The sequence below is a fragment of the Enterococcus sp. 3C7_DIV0644 genome, from assembly GCF_002141235.1.
Classification (GTDB): Bacteria; Bacillota; Bacilli; order Lactobacillales; family Enterococcaceae; genus Enterococcus_D; species Enterococcus_D entomosocium.
In genome coordinates, this window is record NZ_NGLK01000001.1 from 3,234,238 (window position 1) to 3,258,247 (window position 24,010).

Sequence of the window (24,010 nt, forward strand, 5' to 3'; positions counted from 1 at the left end):
TACCTCCGGAGTACACCAAAAGTCTGTTAAAACTTAGCGAAAAAGAATATGATTTGTTACAAAACCAAAAGGGAATCCGAGTGGCAGTTACATTACAAGCAGCACGACGAAAAACTTCAGTATTTGAAGAAGAGGAAGATGCGAACAATTTCTTTACCAACATGTTGAAAAAGGGGGTAGATCTAAAGGTAAAAGCTAAAGATGAAAAAGATGAGTTCATGCAAGACTTTAAATTAGTAGAAAATCCATTTACAAAAAAGGTTAACTTTAATTATGATGATACTAATTTTTCGAATATTAATCGCTTGCAAAGTTCAATAGAAGAACAATTATGGTTAAAAACACAACAGAATAAGCAAGATATTTTAAGTTATATTGGTTTTGAAGTTTAAAAATAAAGTTTGGAGGGTCTGATTAACATGAAAGAATATTTCAAAAATAATACTCTTACCATGATTGTCTTTATTTTTTCATTACTCTCCATATCGTTCGCTTTTATATTTGATATTCTAGGTTTTGTTAATATCGTTAATAATAATTATAGCAAAGATGAATTATATAATTTGTTAACCATAAATACCATCTTTTCTGGATTTTTATATACTATGTTAGGTAATCTTGTAGAATTTACTTCAAGAAAAGAATTGAAGATTAAGGATGCAGCAGGATATATTGATAAATACTATAGTCCAGTTTATTTTGGTCTAGCTTATTTTGTGTTAGCTATTCTAATTGAAGTATCTATTTTGTTTTTTGGTTTTAATCTATTTATTGGTTATTTGATTTTTTTGCAAAAGAGCCTGTCGTTTTTTGGTGTAGTTTATTTTGTAATATCAACGATAATGCTAAGGAAAATGATAATTCAAATCCGAAATAAGTAATTAGTAACACTAATATTTTTTAAGACCACAATAATAGAAGTGGTCTTTTTTATATTGCAGAAAAGCGAGGTGGCAGACATTACTAAATGGACGGAACAGCAGGTCAAACGATTGTCGGAATTGGCAAATGGAGGACTAACAAATATAGAGATAGCGCCTATACTGTCAGAGGAGTTCGGCAAAGAGTTCTCATGGCCAAGCGTTAGAAGTAAACGTGCCAGGTTGAAGTTGCCACCGAGCGAAAAGAATATGCGTGTTAAGCAACCTGGTAAGGCAAAGAGGAATGTAGTGTCTACAGAAATCAAATCAGATGGTACTCAGACAAACCTTATTAAACTGCGTATGACTGAAGAACAGTCAAAGAATCCTGATTATGTATTAAAAGCACATGGTTATGATCCAGAAAATTGGGAATTGGTTCAAGCGACTAACAACATCTGGGAACAGAACAACCAAGTAGACGGGCTTATACAGCTGTATCAATCAAAGATAGTTGTTAGACCGAAACCTAAAGGATTTAACTTAGTATCTTTTACCGAATCGATCGAGCCAGTAAAGCTAACCTCAATCAAGACTGGTGACAGAAACTTATTCATCGGATTGGCTGACTGGCATTTTGGTATCACTAAGCTAGAGGATTTACAAGATAAGCTAGCGAGAATGATTGAAGTTATCTCAAAAGGCTATAAGCAGATTGTTATTGGTCAGCTAGGAGATTTATTCCATAGCAGTCAGATTAAGAAGTCGGTCACGATGGCTGGCACACAATTAGATGATGTGGACATGGAGCAAGCGATTAAAGACGCTCGCTCCTTTTTTGACGTGTTGATTACTGAGTGTGTGAGACATTCGAAGCAAGTGACTGTGGAACACGCTGAAGGGAACCATAGCGGATCAATCGAGTATATGTTTCTCCTATACCTAGAAGCCAAGTATCCGGATATCCAAGTGCACGCACACAACAAATATCGACAAGCATTCATGCTGGATAACGTGGCGATCATGATTACTCATGGGCAGTATGGCAAGCGGAAGGTTTTGCCGATGTTGTTTGCTACTGAGTTTAGCGATATATGGAGTAAGGCAACTACACGGGAGATAATCACTGGTCATTTCCACACACAACAGACAAACGATTATCAAGGTGTGATCCATCGTCAGCTAGGGACCATTAAGCCGAATGACAGCTACGAGATAGAGAACGGTTGGACGATGGGCAAGAAGGTGCTGCAGCTGTTTGAATATGATAGCGAAAGGTTGAGGGTGACATATGACATCTAAGCCGAGATATTACTATTACATTCAGCTGTCAGTAGGAATACTAAATCATAAGAACATCCGACAAGCGGAGTTGAAATCTAAGCACACATTGCTTGAATGCTATGGTCAGTTTAGTGACGAGTATATCGATCGGAATAGGTTGATATATGTTGGGCATGGTTGGAAGAGTGATTCGCATATTGTTGAGAGGTTGAACAGATTTTTATAGAAAGGCGGCGGCGTTAATGTGCAGAAATGGGAGTTAGCATACATAGATTATCAAAACGGCATGAAGTACAAAGACATAGCCGCTAAACATGATGTATCTATCAATACAGTTAAGTCTTGGAAGTCTAGAAAGTGGAATGCACCTCCTGAAATAAAGGGTGCAACCAAAAAAGAAAAGGTTGCACACAAAAAAGAGGTGCAACCAGTAATAGATAATGATGAACTAACAGAGCAGCAAAAACTGTTTTGCCTTTACTACCTAGAGTGTTTCAATGCTACTAAGGCATATCAGAAAGCTTACCAATGCGATTACACAACAGCAAATTCTCATGGTTATCGTATGTTGTCAAATGTGGTAATAAAAGAAGAATTGTATCGTCTTAAAGCTGAATTACAGCAAGATGTTTTTCTTGATGCTAAGGATTTGATACAAGAGTATATGAAACAAGCCTTTTCTGATATCACTGATTTTACAGAGTTTGGACAAGAAATAGTTCAGTTCAGTGATGGTAGCGAGGGCCCAGTTTCTTTTGTACGATTAAAAGATTCGGATTCAGTTGATGGTTCCCTTATTCAAGAAGTGAAGAAAGGTAAAGACGGCGTTTCAGTCAAGCTGTATGACAAACATAAAGCTATGTCAGAACTCATGAAATATCTTGGCGGCGATCGGTTAAGAGAAGCGCAGATTACTGCTGCTATTGCTAAGAATAAAGATGGTAGCGAAGAGTTTGACATGGAAGATGATGGTTTCCTGGAAGCTTTGGAATCTGAAGGTGAAGAACTATGGCCAGAAGAGTAAAACAGGCAGTATTTAAGTTCAAACCTTTCAGTAAAAAACAGAAGATGATTCTTACTTGGTGGACAAAGAAGTCTGCCGTTAAGGATAAAGACGGAATCATAGCCGATGGCGCTATTCGTTCAGGCAAAACTATTTCAATGTGTTTATCTTATGTCATGTGGGCAATGTCAACATTTGACAGCAAGAACCTTGGTATGGCAGGTAAAACTATTGGTTCGTTTCGGCGGAACGTGCTTTTTTGGTTAAAGCTAATGCTTTTATCGCGAGGATATCGCTACAAAGATCACCGTGCTGATAATATGCTAGAAGTTACCAAAAAAGGCAAAACCAATTACTTTTATGTTTTCGGCGGTAAAGATGAACGATCGCAAGACTTGATTCAAGGAATTACATTAGCTGGCATGTTCTTTGATGAAGTAGCGCTTATGCCAGAATCTTTTGTAAACCAAGCGACTGGACGTTGTTCCGAGAAAGGTTCAAAGTTTTGGTTCAACTGCAACCCAGATGGCCCATATCATTGGTTCAAACTGAATTGGATTGACAAGATCAAAGAAAAAAATCTGGTGTATCTTCACTTTACGATGGATGACAACCTTAGTTTAGATGAATCAATCAAGAAGAGATATCGCAGCATGTATTCAGGAGTCTTCTACAAACGATATATTCTTGGTTTGTGGACAGTTGCTGAAGGCGTTATTTACGATATGTTTGATCAGTCAAAGCATGTCTACAATAAACTAATTGATTTTATTTTTGGCGATAATTATATAAGCATTGACTACGGTACGCAGAACGCTACCGTATTTTTATTGTGGCAAAAAGGTAAAGATGGCATTTGGTATTGCGTGAAGGAGTTCTATTATTCTGGACGTGATAGCAAGAAACAAAAAACAGACAGTGAATTTGCTGATGAACTACAGAAGTTTACAGAAGGTATACGAATCAAAGAAGTGATTGTGGATCCGTCTGCTGCTTCTTTTATTGCCGAATTAAAGAAGCGAAACTTCAAAATAAGAAAAGCAAAAAATGATGTGCTAGATGGCATTCGTTTTGTTAGTACTCTCCTTAACGAAGAAAAAATAGCGTTTAATTCCTCTTGTGTGAATACCCTTAAGGAATTTAGTTCATATATATGGGATTCTAAAGCAATGGATCGTGGGGAGGATAAGCCAATAAAGCAAAATGACCACGCAATGGATGCTGTAAGATATTTCGTTTACACGATTATCTTCAAGAGCAATAAAGTTAAAATTACTAATCGTCCTACATGGATGGAATAAAGAAGGTGAAAGAATGGCAATTGCTATTGATCGTGAATTAGCTGGTGATATTAATAACCCTAGTATGGAAGTAATTAATTTCTGCATGGATGAGCATAAAAAAGAAATACCACGGCTGGATATGTTGTTTGATTACTACGAAGGTAAACCACATAAGATCGGACAAACGAAGATTCGAACACCACACGATATGGATGAAATCTTTGTCAACAACGCTAAATATGTAACGGATATGATGGTGGGATTCACTGTCGGCGCTCCTGTATCTTATGCACCAGCAAAGGATAAAGACATTACGCCTGTTACGGATGCGTTAGAAAAGATGAAAATTAAGAAGCACGATAAAGAATTAGAAAAAGGTCTATCAACAATGGGCATGGGACTTGAGTTACATTACCTTGCTATTAAACCCGGTACCGAAGGAAACGATGTTCCTGAAACCATACCTAAGATTGCTTGGATTGATCCAAGAGGTATGTTTTTAGTGGTTGATGATACTATCGACCGAACGAAGCTATTTGCTGTTCGTATGGTCAAGAAGCGTGACTTGAAAAGAAGAACATTCTGGGAGATAACAGTTTACACTTCAAAGTGGGTAATCACTTATTTATCTAAAACGAAGCGATTAGACCCTACAAGCTTAATCAATAAATCGCCGAATCCTAAAGTTAAACCACATTACTACAAGGATGTGCCTGTGGTCGAATTTAGGAATAACGAAGAAAAACAAGGCGACTATGAGCAGCAATTGTCCCAGATAGATGGGTACAACGTCTTACAGACTGATCGTATCAAAGACAAGAAGAATTTTGTCAAAGCGATTATGATCATGTTTGGATTTGGTCTTCCAGATGAAAAACCAGATGAGATAAACGGGACGATGGCCATTGAAGCCCCGTCAAAACAAGAGGGCGGAGATTTTCAGTATGCTACTAACACATTCGATGAAACTCAGGTACAAAAGTTGGCTGACTCTTTACTTGATGATTTCCACAAGACGACTTATGTGCCAAATTTAAATGATGAAAATTTTGCTGGAACCCAGTCAGGTGAAGCTATGAAGTACAAGTTGTTTGGATTGCTACTTGTGTTATCAATTAAAATTGGATACTTAGAAGATGGAATCATGCAGCGGTTGGAATTGTTGCAAAACATTTTAAATGTAAAAGGCCATAACGTTGATGTCGAAGGAACAACAATCAAGTTCAAACCTAACTTGCCAATCAACCGATCGGATATCATCAATCAAATCAAGGAGTCACAAGAGTTTATCCCGTTGTTGATTAGCCTGGGATGGTTGGATGACATTGACAATCCGCAAGAAGTAGTTGAAATGTTGAATCAGCAAAAAGAGGAAAATATGAAGCTTCAAGCCAAAGCATTGGGTGTACAAGCTGAAGACAGTCATTCGGAATTGGACAACGAGCTAGGGGAGGGCAAAGAAGATGAATGAAAAGCAGCTAAACGAACTAATGAAGATGAATGAGAACAACCAAACACTTGAGGCCACTTTCTTTGAAATGCAAAAAGGTTTAGATTATATAGCCAAGCAAGGGAAATATTTGTTTGATAAATGTTTAGAAGAGGGATTTAACGAAGAGCAAGCTTTAAAATTTTCTATCAGCATTTTAACTGGTGGGGTGAAATAAGGAGCTGATTAAATGGCTCAAAAGAAACGTAAGCTATCCTACTGGGAGCGCCGCAATGTTGATGCTGAACAAAAGATAAACGATGGCGCAATCAAAGTCGAAGAAGCTGTAGCCAAGGCATACAGACAAGCACAGACCTACTTAACCCAAAAGGTTAGAAAGTTATTCGCTCGCTCTCAGCAACGTTCTGGACTATCTGAGGATGAAGCTAAACGGATACTGAATCAAACAACATCAGTTGAAGAATTAGCAGAATTGAGAAAGCTATCCAAGCAGATGAAAGATCCAGAATTACAATCTTCAGCAAAAAACAGATTGCAAGCATTAGCATTTAAAGAGCGTATCACTCGTGCAGAAGACTTGAAAGCCAAGTCTTTTTTAGTTTCTAAGCAAGTTGCTGATGTTCAGCTAGAAAAGCAGACAGAGTTCTATTTAGATGCTATTCATGAGTCATATCGTGAGGCTACTGCTGAATCAGTCATTCGTAAGGCGCAAGAGAATGCCAAGAATGGTGTAGTCATAGAGGTGTGGAATAAAAAGGATTATCAGTTCAAAGAATTATCTACCAGGTATACGAAAAACATTCTTGATAGCCATTGGCATGAATCAAATTATTCTAAACGGCTGTGGGGCGATACTGAAGCTTTAGCAGCAAGGTTAGAAGAGCTGTTCGCCGTGGAGTCTATGACCGGTATGTCAGAATTTGAAATGGCTAAGGCAATAGCAAATGAGTTTGACCGCTCTATTGGTGTCGCTAGGCGTTTGATTCGAACGGAAGCTAATTACATGGCTAACCAAGCAAAGCTCAAGGCGTGGCAAGATAACGGTGTTAAAGAATACATGCTTGTTGCTGTGTTGGACTTGCGGACGTCTGAAATCTGCAAGGGCAAAGATCATAAAATTTATCCAGTTTCTGAAGCTAAGGTAAACGGTGCTAGCGGAACGTATCCGCCGTTTCATCCTTGGTGTAGAACAATAGCGGTTATGTACAGTAAACGCACTCTTAAGCTACCTAGGAACGCTTTAGATCCTATCAGTGGTATAGTCATTCCAATCAGAGGTGACACAACCTATAATGATTGGATGGATAAGCTGAAGGAAAAGTATTCGGATGATGAAATAGCGTTGCAAAAAAAGAAGATAAAAAATGCTACAAAAGATAATGCTGAATACAGAAACTTAAAAAATGTAATAGGTGATAAGAATGCACCTCAGACATTGGATAAGTACCAGAATATCAAGTATAATAAGGGTAATGAATGGGATTCTTTGAGAGATCATTACTTTGTTAAATCTCGTCTGAAAGACGGAAGATATGGTTCTGTTATAAATGCAGACAAACAAGCGCCTCACATGAAAAATACTGCTAAACCAGGCAAAAGTTTTTTCAATGATGATGTCGATATTCAAGGGCTATTTGATAAGTATGCTGGTACTGGGATTGTCGAAACTAATAAAAACGGTCGAATGAACAAAGAAAAAATTATGACTGATTCATTTTTGGGCTTTGATTATCGATCGGGTTCAGAGGTAAAAGGATTTAAGATTCATCATTCAGCAAATAGAACCCATTTAGTACCGTGGAAAGGAGAGAGTTAAGATGGATTTAGAAAGCTATCTAGGAAAAGAAGTCCGAGTAACATTCTTGGATGGTGTTATATTGTCAGGTAGAATAATTGACTACACTACTAGTGAAGACAATGACGATGAAGGAGAATATTTGGTTATCAAACCGCAATCTGGAAAGCTAAAAGATCGATCTGTTGCTTTCTTTGAACACGAAATAGAATCAATAATTGAAAAATAATAGCATCCAATCATTTGTTTGAGCGGGTGCTATTTTTATGCCCAAACTTTGATGGCAATAAAAGCTAAGTAAAATCTAATAACGTGTGTGGGTTCAAAATAGAATATCAAATGTAAAGCACTGTATCTGGGCGAAAGCGTGGGTGGGGTGCTTTTTGTTATGCCTGTTTTGAGTGTGCATGGGTAAAGGAGAAAGATATGAAAGAAAATAAATTGTTAATGAACCAATTTGTAGAACAGAAATATGGCAATCGGTTGATGAAAATGAAACTGCAATTCTTTGCTGAAGGTGACGCGGGTGACGATGCAGACGGTGGCACGGATGATGGAGAAAGCCAGCCTATTTCTTTTGCCAGTCAATCTGAATTCGATTCAGTTGTGGACAAACGTATTTCTAAAGCCATTGAAACAGCACAGTCCAAATGGCAAACAGAAGCCGAAAAACGTATTCAAGATGCTGAGAAAAAAGGACAGATGTCCGCTGAAGAAAAGGCACAATACGAGTTACAGCAAGAGCGTGAGCAATTAGAAGCTGACCGTGTGGCTTTGAAACGTGACAAAGATGAAGCGGGCGTAATCAAACGCTTATCCACTGATAAATTACCCGACTCTCTCTCAACTGTATTAACACCTTTATTTGGTGGAGACGAAAAGAATTTGGATGAAGCTTATGGCAATGTATCTAAAGCGTTTCGTGAAGCAGTTGAACAAGCGGTTAATATTCGCCTTGCTGGATCAGCTGATAACCCAGCAGGGAACGGCGGCAATTCAGATGCAGAATCAATTGGTAGTCAATATGCCAAAAGTGCAAATAGTCGTACAAAAGCAGACAATGACGCTTTTTGGAAATAAAAAAATAGGAGGAAACACAAATGTATGTAAAACCAATCAAAACGGCTGAGCAGTTAAACTTCTTAGCTAGCGCAACGTTCCAAAACTTTACCTACCAAGCTGACAAATCTTTTAAAGCTGGTGAAATTTATCCAGCTAATGACGGTACAGCTTTAGGTATTGTATTCAATTCAGTATCTGTAGATGCTGACACAGGCTCGCAACCAGTAGCAATTCTTGTAGGTGGTTATGTATTGGCTGATCGTTTGCCAGAAGCACCCACGGATGCTGCAATCACTGCATTGAAGAATATCACTTTCTTAGATGCTAATAAAAAACCCAAAGTAGCCGCTGGAGGCGGAGAATAAAAGAAAGCAGGAGGAAACAAACATGCCAACAATTATGGAATTATTTACACAAAATGAAGTTTTAAACTATGTTCGTGATCGCGAATATAAACCTTTGCTAGGTGAAACACTTTTTCCTGAGCGCAAACAACCCTCTTTGAAATTGGACCAATTAAGCGGTGGTAGCCGTATTCCTATCGCAGCGTCTATCCACGACTTCGATACTGAGGCTGAAATTGGAAGCCGTATTGCTAACAAGCAAGAGTTGGAACTGAGCTTGATCAAACGCAAAATGCAATTAAAAGAAACCGACATTATTGCATTGGAAAATCCACGCACGCCTGCAGAACAAGCGTATCTAGTTGGCCAAGTTTACAATGACATTGATCAATTAGTAGCTGGTGTACGTGCTCGTGTGGAAGCTATGCGTATGGAAGTATTAGCCTCTGGTCAAGTTACGGTTAAAGAAAATGGATTGAACTTCACGCTTGATTACCATGTTCCTACTGAACACAAAGAAGCCTTGACTGGTACGAACGTTTGGACGAACGAAAATTCTGATCCATTGGCTGATATCGAGCGCTGGATTGATGCATTGGATACTAAGCCAACTCGTGCATTAACGTCTCGGAAAATCTATCGAGCGCTGGCTACCCATCCAAAAATCATTGCTGCAATCTTTGGCAAAGATTCTGGTCGTGTAGTTTCTCAAGCTGATCTGGATGCATTTATGGAAACTCATAGTTATCCAGTGATCCGTACTTACGATGAAAAATACAAAGTACAGGAAGCTAATGGAACATACACTACTAAGAAATACTTCCCAGAAAACAAATTTGCAATGTTCAATGACGACTTGCTGGGTGAAACATTATATGGGCCAACCGCAGAAGAAACTCGGTTGACTCGTGATTCGGCTGTCGATACCAGCTTAGTCGGAAACGTCTTAGCTTCTGTATATGACGAAACTCGTGATCCAGTTGGAACTTGGACAAAAGCTGTTGCAACTGCATTACCTTCATTTGCAGCTGCTGATGAAGTGTTCCAAGCACAACCGATTTAGGTCTAGCTTATGAAGGTAAAAGTTAAAGATACCCCGGTGTTCTATGATGGACACCGGTATAAATCAGGAGAAACACTTCAAATCGACAAGAAGTATTTTAACTCAACTCTCTTTGAAGAAGTACAACAGAAGAAAAAAGCTAACTCAAAGGAGTGATAGCTTATGAACGAACAAAATCAAATCGTCCTAGATAAGCTTGCTGTCGAACTAGGGCGTAAGTTTTCTATCACGGATCCAACGGCCGTAGAAGTTTTGAAAGATGATATCAAAGATGCAATGTATGATGCATTGGATTATTGCAATCGAGATGTACTTGTGGGCAATATGTCGTCTTCTGTTAAAGATTTGTATATCTTTCGCAGAAATACTGAAGGAAATGAAGGAGAAACCGCTCGTACTGAGGGCGGCGTATCTCAATCGTTTGAAATTGGTGTGCCTGCAAAGATCCAATCAAAACTCAATCGCTACAGAGTGGCTAAAGTGAGGTCGTTCAGATGAGACTTAGAGAACGAGACCTGCAAACAGTCTACCTAAAAAAGCGAAAAGTCACTCATGACGAAGAAGCAGAAGAAATAATCACATACCCATTTGCACCAATTGAGTTACGTATGAATGTACAAGCTGCAAGCGGTTCGGTAAACGTCCAAATTTACGGTAGCAAGCTTGAAACAATGAAAGCTTGCAAGTACCAAGGCGACAAGATCAACGAAGGACAAAACGAGTTAGACGGTATTTGCGTCTACGTCGGCAAAAATGAGGAGCCAGACTTCACGATTAAATCTATCCAGACATTTTCGACACACAAGAATATTATGCTGGAAAGGAATGATAATCGTGGGAGTTGAAATCAAAGGCCTTGAAAGTTTACGGCGAAAAGTCAAAGCAATACCGCAAATCTTAGATGATGCGATGTGGGATGCAACTTTTGAAATTACCGAGTTGATTAAACAAGCCGCTGAATTGCGATTATCGTCTAGCATGAAATATTCTAGTGGTGAATTATTGGGAAGTTTGAAGAATGAAGTTGTGATCAATGCACAAAACCAAATTGTTGGGCGTGTCTGGTCCGACAAGCAAGAAGCGCTATTTCGTGAAGTTGGTACTGGTCCTGTCGGTGAAGCTAGTCAAAAAGACCTACCAGAAGGATTTACACCAGTTTACTCACAAACAGCATGGTTTATCCCAGCAAAAGATGTTGCTGTGGATTTGGAAGCTATATACGGTATTCCTCGTGTGACTGTTCAAGGTACAGACTTCTATATTACCAAAGGACAGCCAGCACGACCGTTCTTGTATCCTTCTTTAGTAGATTTGATCGGTGAAGCACCTGAAATCTACAAAGAACATGTACAACGCAAGTTAAGGGAGTTGAAGTGATGGAACGAGTGAATATGAAGACAGTCACTGTTGAAGTATTACAATCCGTTACTGACATCAAGAAGATTGCCACGGACTATCCTTCAACTTGGAATACATTCCCATTGGCTATTTATCGAACTGCCAACAAACCACATCAGATCGATTCGTTGGGTAATGAGTTACAAACAGATTGGACAATCACAGTTGAATTATACGGAGACAAAAGCCAGACCAGTATTGCTGAAAGTGTTTTAAGCACATTCGGTAGTATTGGTTTTTCTGGTACCGCTAAAGATGCTAACACGGCTGATCTAAAGCGAATCATCGTTGAAGTAACAGCTGTAGTTGATAATGTTACGAAATATGTTTACAAAAAATAGGAGGAATTACACATGGATTTTGCAGGACTATTATCAAAGGGTACCGTCTTAACCTACAAAGATGGTGCAACAACTAAAACTGTAGCAGCAGTTAAATCTATCCCAGCATTGGGCAGTGACCCAGAAAAAGTTGATGTTACACACTTGGGATCAGAAAAGAAAGCTTATATCAAAGGTATCGAAGATACTGACAACTTGGAATTTGCAATTGTTTATCAAGGAGATAACTTCCGTGATATTCATGCACTAGTTGAAACTGGAAAATCTGTTGATTGGACAATTACCTTCCCAGATGGAATGACATCAGAATTTACGGGAGAGCCTTACTACAAATTCGACGGTGTAGAAGTTAACCAAGTGGTCGGCTTTAACCTAGGTGTAGTTGTGAGCGATGGTCCAGAGATGATTCCCGCACCTGCACCATCGGGGGAGTAACAACCCCTGAAGATAACACAGGGGAAAATACGAACGAACCAGAGACTGAGGGATAATCCTTAGTCTCTATTTTTATAAATTAGGAGGAAACATACATGACAAAAAGTAACGTAGTACAAATGCCAAATACTAAATCATTTCAATTAGGAGACTTAACTTTACAACTTCGATTAGATGGTAAATCGATTTTAGCAATCGAAAAGCGCTTAGATGAAGGGATTATGGGTCTTTTTGTTAAAAAACAAGGCGAAATCAAATTACCACCAGCCAACAGTTTATTGATTATCTTACAAGGTGCCAATAAAACAAGCGGCGTGACAGATAAAGCAATCGTTGATGCGTTCGAGCAATACATTGAATCAGGAAAAACAACGATGGATCTATTTGGCGAAATCAATGACTTCTTGGATGAAGCTGGTTTTTTCGGAAAGAAAGAAACGGCGAACGAAGCGACAGATGGGGAATCTTTGGATCAAACGAACAGCGAAGACAGTCTTCTGTAAAAAACTTCGATAATCTATCCGAAATGCTTGAATTTATGTACCCGCAAGCTGTCGAATCAGGAATCCCTGCCACTGAATATTGGGGAATGACGCTTGAAGAAATCATGATACAAGTTCAAGTCAACAAGAAAATCAAGGAGAATGAGTTGAAAGAAAAAGCATTATTCGACTATTCTCAGCAAAGGTTAGCCGTTTTTGCATTCAATGATCCGAAGAAGTTTCCAAAATTTGAAGATGCTTATCCATTTCTCAAACAAATTGAACAAGCCGTTGAAGAAGCGAAAACGGAGGAAGAAACAAAGCAAGAAGCTATGCAGCGTGAGCAAGAAATGTTCTTGGCCCAAGCACAGGCTATCAAAGCAACAAGAGAAAGAAGAAAACTCATAGAAGAAAGGTAGGTGAGAAAGCATGGAATTAGAAACACTTGAAGTCTTGTTAGATATCAACACTGCTCGAGTTGAGCAATCCCTAGAGAGTGTATTGCCAAAAATTGAGGGTGCAATGAGTAGAATCCAACAAATGTCCGGTAACTCAATGGATCGTACAGAGAAAAATATGGATATTGAAAAGGGCGCTAGCAATTTCACGAAACAACTAGAAAAAATGAATCAAGCACTAGAAAAGACGTTAGCAAACTTCGAGCGATCGACAAAGCAATCGTCTGAATCTGCTGGCGATAACTTTTCAAAAGGTGTACGTAAAGCTCGTCCGAAAGTGACTAAGGAAATCGATGCGATGGTGAATGAGATCAATGCCAAGATGGGACAAGCAAAAGCAGCACAAGAAAAGGTTGCTTATCTGAAATCGCAAAGGCAAACAGCATCCAGTCAAGGAGATACAGGGAAAGTCGTTAAATACGATGAACAAATCGCCCGAGCGCAAGCTCAGATGACAAAATTCCAAGATCAGGCAAAAGGTATGGGTAATACAATCAAGCGTGAATTAGACGCTGTTCCGTCTTCCTTAGAAAATATAACAAAAGGCATGAGCCAAAACGAAGCCCAAATTGAAGCGATGAGAAAACGAATTCGAACATTAAAGGCAGAATATAACGATCAACGTGTGCCAACTGGCAGCTTTACATCTGGATTCAAGAACTATGAAGATACTCCTCAATCTCTGAAAACGTCTGGTGAGATTCAAAAACAATCGATCAAAATGAATAAGCTTATAAGTGACAATGATCGTTTGCAAAAAGAATACGCACAAACAGAAGACAGAGCAGATGCGTTGAGAAAGGCTCTGCAACGAGTTAACTCTGCTTTGGGACAATCATCCATTCAAACAGGCAACGCTTCTAGCGGTGCTAGTATGACGGGGACAGGACTGAAGCAATCTGAGCGAGCTGTTTCTAAATACGGCGGTGTATTCAACCGCATGTCCAATGCTGTTTCACACGGATTCGGGAGCGTCGGAAATGGCTTAAGGAACTCTCTTGGATTTATTGGAAAGTTCGGAAGTCTATTTTCTAGTAACTCCAACAAAGTTACAGCTGGAACAAATCGAATGACAGGAAGCACGAATGCTTTTGGTCAGTCAATGAAATATCTGTTACCTTCATTGGTTGTTTATCAGCTGTTAGGTGGCGCAATTACCAAACTAGCTAGCGGTATGATGTCAGCGTTGAAAACGAACGATCAATTCAGCGCTTCGTTGAATCAGATTAAAGTCAATCTTATGACGGCATTCTATCCATTATACACGGCAATCTTACCAGCGTTGAATGCGTTAATGAGTACAGTAGCCCAACTCACGGGGCAGCTTGCTTCATTTATTGCAATGTTATTCGGGACAACCTATGATGCAGCAAAACAAGGCGCGAGTGGATTGTATGACAATATCCAAGCGCTAAACGATACTGGGTCTTCTGCAAATAAAGCCAATGAGAAAGTGAAAAAACTACAAAAATCTCTCATGGGATTTGACCAAATTAACAAGCTAACGATGGATACGGATGATGAAAAGAAGGAAGATTCCACAACTCCTGGCATTGATTTTGGTTCAGCGACAGGCACTTATTCAACGCCTAAATGGATGAAAGACATCCAAAACTTGTTGAAGGATTTCTTCAAGCCTTTCCAAGATGCATGGGAAAATCAAGGACAACGAGTGATCGATGCTTGGAAGTATGCATTAGGTGAGGTAATAGGTTTAGCTTCTGCTATCGGCAAGTCATTTATGGAAGTTTGGACAAACGGAACGGGTCAATTATTCATTGAGAATATCCTGATTTTATTAGCAGATGTACTTGGCATAATTGGTGATATTGCTGGTGCGTTCAGACGTGCATGGGAAGATGATGGGCGAGGAACAAGGCTGATTCAATCGTTCTTTGATATGTGGAATCGAATTCTTGAATTACTTCATGAAATTGCTGTTGCTTTTCGAAACGCATGGAACGATGGTCGTGGAGAAAGTATAGCTGCCAATATTCTTGAAATCTATACGAATATCTTCAATACGATCGGCAACATTGCTGAGCAACTTAAAAAGGCGTGGAAAGAAGGAAGAGTTGGAGAATCAATCTTCGGAACGATACTCGATGCTGTAGATGATTTGTTAGGTAATATCAACAGTATGACCAAAGCCACAGAAGAATGGGCAAAAAACCTTGATTTCACGCCATTACTTAAAGCGATAGATGGATTATTCAAATCGATTCGTCCTATCCTGAAAAATGTTGGCGATGGACTTGAGTGGTTGTATAAAAACGTTCTACTACCTTTGGCAAGCTTTTTCATTGAAGACTATGTGCCTAAGTATTTTGATATGTTCTCAGCAGCATTGAAGGTCTTGAACCAAGTGATTGAGATTTTCAAACCAATCTTTAAATGGTTCTGGGACGTCGTTATTGTTCCTCTTACTCAGGTGGCTAAATTCCTGATTATTGGACAAATTGAACTTTTGACAAAAGGGTTAGAATTTCTTGCTAGTGTGTTAGAAAAAGTTGCTAACGCAGTTAAGAATCCTAAAAAAGCGATTGGTGAACTTAAAGATGTTATCGATGATCGCTTTGGCAAAATAATGAAGACCGTTTCAGATACTTGGGGCAATGTCCAAAAATGGACCAGTGACACTTGGAATAATGCTAAGAAAACAGTTACTGAGAAAGCTTCTGATATCTGGAATAATGTTAGCGGACGATGGAGTGATATTAAGAAGAATACAAAGGAAACTTGGGATACTTTTTCCACAGATGTATCAAACAAAGCAAGAACAGCAAAAGATAATGCATCAAACCGATTACAAGAACTTCGGAATAACGTTTCTGATCGATGGAATAATGTCAAAAATAATACCGTTGATAAATGGAATGAAATTCGTGATAAGGTTTCAACTTCAGCTAATTCAGCTAAAGAAAAAGCAAGTACTGCATTTAGTAATTTAAAAACGAGCATGAGTGGCTCGTTTGATACTATGAAGACAAATGCTTCTGAAGCTTTCGGAAAGATTACCGGTTGGGCTAATGAACTAGGAGAAAAAATAGGGAAAGGGCTTGGCAATGGCGCTAAGAAAGTTAAAGAAGGAGTAGGTAAAATTTTCAATGGCATGGTCGGCGTTATCGGAAAAGGTGTCAATGGTGTTATCAGCGGTATCAACTGGGTACTAAGTAAAGTCGGAGCAGGAGACAGCGCTCTGAAGAAATGGACCATTCCTACTTATGCTAAAGGTACCGGCTATCATCCGGGCGGACCCGCTTTAGTAAATGATGGGTTAGGATCTAATTATCAAGAAGCTTACCGGACACCTGATGGACGTACTGGTATCTTTCCAGCGCAAAGAAATCTGATGGTTAACCTTCCAAAAGGAACATCCGTCTTGAGTGGTCCAAAGACTGCCGCAATGTATGGTGTACCAGCATACGCAAATGGGGTAGGCGAATGGCTAAAAGAGAAATGGGATGGCGCAAAAGAGATTGCATCGGATATTTGGTCTTATGCATCAAATCCTAAGAAGCTTTTGAATGCAGCAATTTCTAAATTTGTTAATTTGAAAGGCGCTGTTGAACCAGCTCTATCAATGGCGAAAGGTTCCGTTGGAACGATCGCAGAAGGTTCTTATGAATGGTTTAAATCGAAGTTCGATGCAGGATATGAAGCACAAAATAGTTCGTTTGATGGATCAATGGGAAGTTGGGGTGTATACAAATACCTATATGATATCGCTAGAAAAACCGTTGATCGATATCCTGGTATGAGAATCACTTCTGGCTTTAGACCAGGTGATCCACATTCCCATGGGAAGCATCAAGCGATTGACGTTGCGTATCCAGCAAGTATGAACGGATCTTCGAAATACTTTGCCCCAGCGAACTGGGTGTTTGATAACTTTGCCTCAAAAGTAGCTTACGTTATCACCCAAGGTAAAGTTCGAGACCGCAAAGGAATGTCTGGTACTGGATCGAGTGGAAGTTGGGTGAGATGGCCGCAAAATGACCACTACGATCATTTGCATATCAACGGCTCACTCGGAGCAAGCGACATAGACAAGAATGCTTCGTTTGGCGCATCTGGAGGTGCAGCAGTTGCTGGTCAGTATGGTTCATCAGTAGAAAGATGGCGATCGACTGTCAATAGCGCATTGAACAAACTAGGCATTTATTCACTAGCCAATGCAAATCGCACGCTTTACCAAATGAAGACTGAATCAAATGGTAACCCTAACGCCATCAATAATTGGGATATCAACGCTAAGAACGGAACCCCTTCTAAAGGATTGATGCAGGTCATTGATCCAACATTTAGAGCCTATGCAAGAAGCCCGTACAACAAAAATATTTGGGACCCAATGTCGAATATTTTGGCATCTATGAGATACGCATTAAGTCGTTATGGATCACTTGCTGCAGCTTATCGAGGCGTTGGATATGAGAATGGCGGTTTGGTAACTCAAGACGGTTTATATCGTATGGGAGAAGGCAACAAGAAAGAGATGGTCATTCCACTTGAGAAGCCTCAACGTGCTGCTGAATTGATCCAACAAGCTGTTGAGTATCTTGGACTTGATATGTTCAACTCAAGCATAATGTTGCCAGAAATGTTCCAAACACCAACATTCACACCGTCGAATAGTACGTTTAGTAACAATAACCAAATGAATTATGAAGGTGGCGGCATGAAAGACTTCACTTCATCTATGGTAACAACATTGATGAATGCTATTTCTACATTGGGTGCAACACCAACACAAGCACCAAATGGAGATATTGTCATTAATATTGGCGGTAAAGAATTCGGTCGTATTGCAGTTAAAGAAATCAACAAATACCATCAGCAGCTTGGTTATACAGAATTAAACATTTAGGAGGATTGATCTGATGGTTGGATATTTGAAAATTAATGGAGTTACGATCAAGACTCCTAAAAAGTTTACTGCAAGTATACAAGCAGTTGATGGTGATTCTGGTCGTAATGCGAAAGGCGATATGACTCGTGATTATATCGCTACAAAACGAAAAATGGACCTTGAATGGGGTGCCTTAACAGATGCGGAGATTTCACCAATTTTAAAAGCGGTGATGTCTCCTTTTTTTGAAGTCACTTATCCTGATCCGATGGAAGGTGCCATTGTTACAAAAACATTCTATGTCGGCGATCGATCAGCTCCAGCATATTCCTGGCACGACAAATTGCCTAAATGGGAAGGGCTAACGATGAGTTTTATTGAAAGGTAGGTGAGGTAATTTTGTTAGTCACAACGGATGACGTAATAGCAGCTTGGTTAAGTCCCTCAAGACAGCTATCTATTAGAGTAAAAATGAATGACGTTACGTATGGGAGTGAGGATATTACCTCACTCTCTTTTGATTCTGGCAGTATTTCGGGTGAAGTTTTCCAAATTGGCTCAACCCCCCTGAACTCAGTTCAGATAGTTTTTCCGACAATTATAGAAACAGTGAAAGAAGATTTAGAAATTGAACCAGAGTTGGGGATTTTAATTAATGGTGAATATCAGTTCACTAAATTAGGTCATTTTTTTATAACGGACTTTGAGCGTGATAGAAACAGTAATAAGACTACGATTACTGCAAATGACAAAATGATTTACATGGAAGGAATATATGAATCAAAATTAACCTATCCTAAGCCATATCGGGAAGTTGCGTTAGAAATAGCCAATTTAGCAGGTGTTGAAATCGATCAAGCATCCTTTGCCTCGCTTGGAACTGAGTGGGTTCAGAAACCTGTAGGATATACGTTTCGCCAAGCAATCGGTTTGATTGCTCAGTTTGAAGGTGGTTTTGCAAGTTTTAACCGCAAGGGTGAATTAACAATAAAAAGACTAGCACCCACAAACTTTGAAATCACTCCAGACTCATATATGTTAAAGGGATTTACTAAAAATGAGAACAGTTATCGAATTGGTGGCATCACGGTAAAAACTGGTGAAGAAGAAACGGATGTCATTCGCGTTGGTTCTACCAATGGATCACAAGTTGAGCTTGAAAATAAAGTGATGACTCAAACACATTTGAATCAAATGTGGGAGCTAGTCAAGACACTTAATTATTTTCCTTACGAATTGAAGTGGCGTGGAAGTCCCATTTTGGAAGCAGGAGACTGGATCTATATTGTTGATAAAGACGGTACTAGATATTCTGTCCCTAATCTGTCTTACAATATCACTTTTAATGGTGGAATGTCTGCAGAATCAAAAGCAAATACCAATTCAAGTTCACAGGCAACTTATAGATACCGTGGACCTTTAAGTCAACGAGTGGATTATGTTGAATCTCTTCTAAGTGCCAATAAATGGAACAGCAATTACTACAATCAAACAGAGCCTATAGATCCAAAAGAAGGCGATATTTGGTTTAAGCCAAATGGTGTAGATACAGAGATTTGGGTTTACGAGAAAAATAGTTCTGGAGAGATGGACTGGGTGTTTAAAGTATCCACCACAACAGATCCAGATCTGGTGAAAGAAATCGAACAGGCAAAACAAGCCGGAGAAAATGCTCAAGAAGCTGCTGATCAAGCGATAGCTGATGCACAGTCTGCACAGGCTAAAGCCGATAAAATCCAGATTGATGTCAATGGGCTTGTTTCTGATGTTACTACGATCAATGGGACAGTTAATTCTATTAGTAGTAAAGCTAACGAAGCCTATAATAAGGCGAATGCTGTCGAAAGTAGGACAGCAACGCTTGAAACCTCAGTCACTGGTTTAACTGGAAGGATCACGGATGTTGAATCGACTGCCACAAGTACAACGAAGAAACTGAATGAATTGGTAGTAACAGTCGATGGCCAAAAACAAACAATAGCAACTGTGACGTTAACAGCAAACAGCGCTTTGAGTAAGGCGAATGTTCTGGAATCCACCGTTGATGGTGTTAAGCAGACGTTGACAAGTGTGGAAGAATGGCAGAATGATTTCTATATTGGAGCTAGAAACTGGGTTAGTGAATCTGAGGCTCCAAAATTCAGAGCATATCAAAGTGCTGTTATTACCTATACAACAGTTTCAGTACCTGAGTGGAATGCAACGAATGCAGTTCGACATGTAGTAACTGGTGGTACTGGAACTATCTGTGGTACACTCCCAGGTAATATAATTACGTATGTTAAAGACAATACTGATTATGTTCACTCAATGTATGTAAAAAATAATGGCGATAAACGAGTAACTTTTAATAATAATCTAAGTCAATCAGTTGTTGTTGAACCTGGTGAGACTAAAAGAATTGTTATGAAAGCTCACCATAATGTGAATTTAGCAGCAATGCAATTTGTATTATATCGACCAGTTAATACTGATTCATTAGATTTCACAGTATGGCGTGCACAAATCGAAGAAGGAGTTGCACTATCAGACTGGTCTCCAGCACCTGAAGATAAAGCTCAAACAACAAAAGTCAATCAAATTGAGTCAACAGTTGAGGGAACTATTCAAACCGTAGCTAGTGTCAAGAACACCGCCGATTCAGCCCTTACTAAAGCAACGCAAGTCGAAACAACTGCGAATGGCCTGAAAACAACTATTTCTAGCGTTGAGACAACGGCCAATTCTGCTTTGACTAAAGCGACACAAGTTGAAGCAACGGCTAATGGATTGACCTCTACTGTATCCGAAATGAATACTACCGCTGTGAATACGGATTGGAAAGGCAGAGTGGCAGGAGCGTTACAACTATCAGCGGATCCCACATTCCTTAAAGGATCAAATAACCTAATCCCGTACAACAACACTGCGGGAGGTTCGGTTGTTCTTACACGCCAGAATATACCATTATCTTCAGGTGGAACTCAACCCACTGGCAGTGCCTATCGAATGATGATAGAAACAAAAGGCCCTTCAAGTCCAGCACTTGGTGGATTCTATTATCGGCTAGATGCACGTGTAAATGCTAAGTTCATAATTAGATTTATAGCAAATATCCCAAATGGTAGAACTCTGTATCATGCACATAATCAAATAGGTGATGGCAGTTCAGTTCGTTGGTTAACGCCTAGACAAGGTACTGGAACATGGTCTGAGTATGCTTATTTAGTACAGTGTGGTACTGGTGGAACATTTAGTACGTTTGGATTCCAGTATATTCAATCAGTTGCTGGTGATAATCCTACACCTGAAGCTCCATTCCGATGGTATGTTGCAAAATTTGAAGTGTTTGATATTACTAATTCTAACCAATCACAGATTACTCAGTTGTCTGACACCATTAACTTAAAAGTATCAAAAGATGATGTAGTAAATCAAATAAATATCTCGACAGATGGTGTTTTGATTGCAGGTAACAAAGTCCAAATTACTGGCCAAACGTATATTGAAGATGGTGTTATCGGTAGAGCGCAGATAGCAAATCTCGCAGTTAGCACTGCACAGATTGCAGATGCAGCGATTACTGATGCTAAAATCGGTAGTCTTTCAGCGACTAAGATTACCACAGGAACGCTTAATGCAGCGAATGTGAACATTATCAACTTGAATGCGAATAGTATTGTGTCGGGCACTTTAAATGCAATTGATTTGACTGGTGGGAAAATCACTCAGTCGGATTCCGGTGAATATAGTATGGAACTTTTAAAAGGAAGCATCTACTTTAGAAGAAGCACAAACGAATTAGCTAGAATTCAGCCTATTTATATTTCGAAAGAACCTGTGGGATTAGCTATTGTACAGATGCCAGGAGAGGTATTTTCAATAAATACCGGCTCAGCAACTGATACAACTTCTATGCCAATCTTTCAAATTCCAGATACGTCTTCAAGAACGAATATGGAGTGGAAAATGTATGGTTTGGGGAATGTGGACGCCATAGTAAATTTCAACAACACAGTAAACGCAAAACTTAGATTTGTTAGTACGAATACCGTGGAAGCAAAAAGAATTGTTACAGGTAACAAAGATAGTTATGTCATGCAAATGGATGGGAATAACTATTTATCTATAGAAGGAGAATACGGAGTTCGGATAAAACATAATCAAAGTGGAACACTATATACACCAATTGAAGCAAGATACAACAATACAAAAATTGCAACGACCACTACTATTAATTTGAACGTCACATCGGGTGCGAACATGACTTTGAAAACTGATCGATTGGAGCTAAACAATGGCGGAGATAGTTATTATTCTAACGCACCTGCAGGTGTAACACTAGGAATGGATAGTACGCCAAGAATTTGGAGTATGGCCATTTATAATCGAACATATTCTAGTGCGTCAAATATGTTTATCACAAGTGCTGGAACTATAGGTCGGTCAACATCTGCAAGAAAGTATAAAGAAGATATTCAAGTGGCCGAGGAAGTCATTTCTAAAGCAAAACGACTTTTGTCTATTTTGCCTTCTTCTTGGTACGACAAAGCTGAGATTGCTCGTGGGGGCAAAGCGCAAAGGTATTATGGGTTTGTGGCTGATGATTTTGATTTAAAAGGATTAAAAGAAGTTGTTTTGTATGGCTCTTCTGGTCAAGTAGAGGGTTTAGCTTATGATCGTTTAACCATGTATCAAAATGTTATCCTTAGTGATCACGAGCGAGAAATTCAGTCTCTAAAAAACGAAGTCGATCAATTAAAAAACAAAGTAATAGAGTTAGAGGCTGCATAGCTTTTAGCTCTTATTTTATGGAGGAATTCAAATGAAAATCACATTGAAGAACAACGAGTTAGCGCCAGCAATCAATTTCTTAGAAGGTATGACTCTCAAAGCAAATAAGGACAGTCGTCATCGTACAAAATTAGTTAAGCGGATTAGAGAAGCGTTCAAAGAATTGTCAGATGAAGAAAAGGTGCTCATGGAAAAATTCAGTTTGTTGGATGAAAATGGGCAACTAAAAGATGGCGAGGATCAGGATGCGAAAGATGTAGCTGGATTTAACAAGGAACAAGCGATCCTCATGGAGGAAGAAGTTGTTATTGAAGGCGGCATGTATGCCCGAAATTTTGACGAAATTCCTCGAATCTTGGATGATTACGATGGCATGCTATCAGGAAAAGATGCAGAAGTTTATGATCGATTACTTGATGAATTTGAAAAAAAGGATACTGAGTAATCAGTGTCCTTATTAAATAAAAAATATTGGAGGAAACTATCATGGCATTAGAAGTAAAGAAAGCAATTAGTATTACTGGAGATTCGAGAATAAACGGTCAGCGTGTAATTTATTTTTCGGCAACTGTAACGACAGATTCAGCTGGCAATACGAATATCAATCAACAGATTGAGAATCAAGATTTGTATCGACAAAATCGCGTAGAATGCCGCAAGGATGTCGAAGATTTCCAAGATAAGGTTTGGACAGTTGAAGATGATTTATTACAAGAAGTTGAGGGGCAAGCGTAAGCTTGCTCCTTTTCCTTTTAGAAAGCAGGTGGCATATGTGGAAAGTGTTGGCTTTAAAGTGGGATAGTTTGATTTTGTCACTAGTGTCTATAATATATGGAGTTCAACTTCTGTTGTATCCAAATATTCTTCAGAGCTATAAAGTTTATCGTTTGATAGATGGGATGTTTGATCAGAAATTAATCAGTTTAACATTCGTTATTCTGGGATTAATGAAGTTGCTCGGTGTGGTATTGAACAAAAAAGTTCTCAAACGATTTTCACTGACAACTTTATCATTTTTATGGATGGTTTTTGCTATCTCATTCTTAATTAGTCCGCCAGCAAATACTGTTTGGATATTCTCTTTAGCGATGGCGCTTTTAGCGTTTGGAATCGCTCTGAAAGAGGGTTAG

Annotated in this window: 25 protein-coding genes and 1 pseudogene; all 26 read left to right on the plus strand. The window is 39.1% G+C overall.

What is annotated here, in order from left to right:
- Positions 1–392, plus strand: a 392-nt coding sequence (locus A5877_RS15250) for a hypothetical protein (protein WP_217809921.1), incomplete at its 5' end; no start/stop codon positions are given.
- Between the two features lie 27 nt (positions 393–419).
- Positions 420–881: a hypothetical protein gene (locus A5877_RS15255; RefSeq protein WP_086317134.1), complete on the plus strand. Its 462-nt coding sequence runs from the start codon at positions 420–422 to the stop codon at positions 879–881.
- 69 nt (positions 882–950) lie between these two features.
- Entirely contained in the window at positions 951–2,162 is a 1,212-nt protein-coding gene (locus A5877_RS15260; protein ID WP_139843938.1) for a helix-turn-helix domain-containing protein, read from the plus strand.
- 226 nt (positions 2,163–2,388) lie between these two features.
- Positions 2,389–3,168, plus strand: a complete 780-nt coding sequence (locus A5877_RS15265; protein WP_086317139.1) for a terminase small subunit — start codon at positions 2,389–2,391, stop codon at positions 3,166–3,168.
- Positions 3,153–4,448 carry a PBSX family phage terminase large subunit gene (locus tag A5877_RS15270; protein ID WP_086317141.1) on the plus strand — a complete coding sequence of 432 codons (1,296 nt, stop codon included), beginning with the start codon at positions 3,153–3,155 and terminating at the stop codon, positions 4,446–4,448. Before A5877_RS15265 ends, A5877_RS15270 begins: the two co-directional genes overlap by 16 nt.
- 13 nt (positions 4,449–4,461) lie before the next feature.
- On the plus strand, positions 4,462–5,901 hold the full coding sequence (locus A5877_RS15275) for a phage portal protein (RefSeq protein ID WP_086317143.1): 1,440 nt from the start codon (positions 4,462–4,464) through the stop codon (positions 5,899–5,901).
- On the plus strand, positions 5,894–6,097 hold the full coding sequence (locus A5877_RS15280; RefSeq protein ID WP_086317145.1) for a hypothetical protein: 204 nt from the start codon (positions 5,894–5,896) through the stop codon (positions 6,095–6,097). Before A5877_RS15275 ends, A5877_RS15280 begins: the two co-directional genes overlap by 8 nt.
- Before the next feature lie 12 nt (positions 6,098–6,109).
- Positions 6,110–7,195, plus strand: a pseudogene (locus A5877_RS15285) (minor capsid protein); the annotation flags it as partial.
- The gene (locus A5877_RS17475; RefSeq protein ID WP_369596784.1) at positions 7,181–7,696 is read left to right on the plus strand and encodes a polymorphic toxin type 50 domain-containing protein; all 516 of its coding nucleotides are present in this window, start codon (positions 7,181–7,183) and stop codon (positions 7,694–7,696) included. The pseudogene A5877_RS15285 and the gene A5877_RS17475, both read left to right, overlap by 15 nt.
- Before the next feature lies 1 nt (position 7,697).
- Entirely contained in the window at positions 7,698–7,904 is a 207-nt protein-coding gene (locus tag A5877_RS15290) for a hypothetical protein (RefSeq protein WP_086317150.1), read from the plus strand.
- A gap of 197 nt (positions 7,905–8,101) precedes the next feature.
- Complete coding sequence (locus tag A5877_RS15295) at positions 8,102–8,755, plus strand: DUF4355 domain-containing protein (protein ID WP_086317152.1); 654 nt, start codon at positions 8,102–8,104, stop codon at positions 8,753–8,755.
- A gap of 20 nt (positions 8,756–8,775) precedes the next feature.
- The gene (locus A5877_RS15300; RefSeq protein ID WP_086317155.1) at positions 8,776–9,102 is read left to right on the plus strand and encodes a hypothetical protein; all 327 of its coding nucleotides are present in this window, start codon (positions 8,776–8,778) and stop codon (positions 9,100–9,102) included.
- 22 nt (positions 9,103–9,124) lie between these two features.
- On the plus strand, positions 9,125–10,144 hold the full coding sequence (locus tag A5877_RS15305) for a major capsid protein (RefSeq protein WP_086317157.1): 1,020 nt from the start codon (positions 9,125–9,127) through the stop codon (positions 10,142–10,144).
- 162 nt (positions 10,145–10,306) lie between these two features.
- Positions 10,307–10,642: a phage head-tail connector protein gene (locus A5877_RS15310; protein ID WP_086317159.1), complete on the plus strand. Its 336-nt coding sequence runs from the start codon at positions 10,307–10,309 to the stop codon at positions 10,640–10,642.
- Entirely contained in the window at positions 10,639–10,989 is a 351-nt protein-coding gene (locus A5877_RS15315) for a hypothetical protein (protein ID WP_086317161.1), read from the plus strand. The genes A5877_RS15310 and A5877_RS15315 overlap by 4 nt, the downstream gene beginning before the upstream one ends.
- Positions 10,979–11,521, plus strand: a complete 543-nt coding sequence (locus A5877_RS15320) for a hypothetical protein (protein WP_086294680.1) — start codon at positions 10,979–10,981, stop codon at positions 11,519–11,521. The genes A5877_RS15315 and A5877_RS15320 overlap by 11 nt, the downstream gene beginning before the upstream one ends.
- A complete protein-coding gene (locus A5877_RS15325) occupies positions 11,521–11,883 on the plus strand; it encodes a hypothetical protein (protein ID WP_086317163.1) in 363 nt (120 codons plus the stop codon). Before A5877_RS15320 ends, A5877_RS15325 begins: the two co-directional genes overlap by 1 nt.
- 12 nt (positions 11,884–11,895) lie before the next feature.
- Positions 11,896–12,318, plus strand: coding sequence for a phage tail protein (locus tag A5877_RS15330; protein WP_086317165.1), 423 nt, complete (start codon positions 11,896–11,898; stop codon positions 12,316–12,318).
- Between the two features lie 95 nt (positions 12,319–12,413).
- A complete protein-coding gene (locus A5877_RS15335) occupies positions 12,414–12,821 on the plus strand; it encodes a DUF6096 family protein (protein ID WP_086317167.1) in 408 nt (135 codons plus the stop codon).
- A 23-nt stretch (positions 12,822–12,844) separates the two neighbouring features.
- On the plus strand, positions 12,845–13,219 hold the full coding sequence (locus A5877_RS15340) for a hypothetical protein (protein ID WP_086317169.1): 375 nt from the start codon (positions 12,845–12,847) through the stop codon (positions 13,217–13,219).
- Between the two features lie 10 nt (positions 13,220–13,229).
- On the plus strand, positions 13,230–18,125 hold the full coding sequence (locus tag A5877_RS15345; RefSeq protein WP_086317171.1) for a transglycosylase SLT domain-containing protein: 4,896 nt from the start codon (positions 13,230–13,232) through the stop codon (positions 18,123–18,125).
- Positions 18,126–18,138: 13 nt separating this feature from the next.
- The gene (locus A5877_RS15350; protein ID WP_086317173.1) at positions 18,139–18,495 is read left to right on the plus strand and encodes a DUF6711 family protein; all 357 of its coding nucleotides are present in this window, start codon (positions 18,139–18,141) and stop codon (positions 18,493–18,495) included.
- 11 nt (positions 18,496–18,506) lie between these two features.
- Positions 18,507–22,880, plus strand: a complete 4,374-nt coding sequence (locus tag A5877_RS15355) for a hypothetical protein (RefSeq protein WP_086317175.1) — start codon at positions 18,507–18,509, stop codon at positions 22,878–22,880.
- A gap of 31 nt (positions 22,881–22,911) precedes the next feature.
- Positions 22,912–23,325: a DUF1617 family protein gene (locus A5877_RS15360; protein WP_086317177.1), complete on the plus strand. Its 414-nt coding sequence runs from the start codon at positions 22,912–22,914 to the stop codon at positions 23,323–23,325.
- A gap of 41 nt (positions 23,326–23,366) precedes the next feature.
- Positions 23,367–23,615 carry a hypothetical protein gene (locus A5877_RS15365; RefSeq protein WP_005237380.1) on the plus strand — a complete coding sequence of 83 codons (249 nt, stop codon included), beginning with the start codon at positions 23,367–23,369 and terminating at the stop codon, positions 23,613–23,615.
- Positions 23,616–23,650: 35 nt separating this feature from the next.
- Positions 23,651–24,010 carry a hypothetical protein gene (locus tag A5877_RS15370; RefSeq protein WP_086317179.1) on the plus strand — a complete coding sequence of 120 codons (360 nt, stop codon included), beginning with the start codon at positions 23,651–23,653 and terminating at the stop codon, positions 24,008–24,010.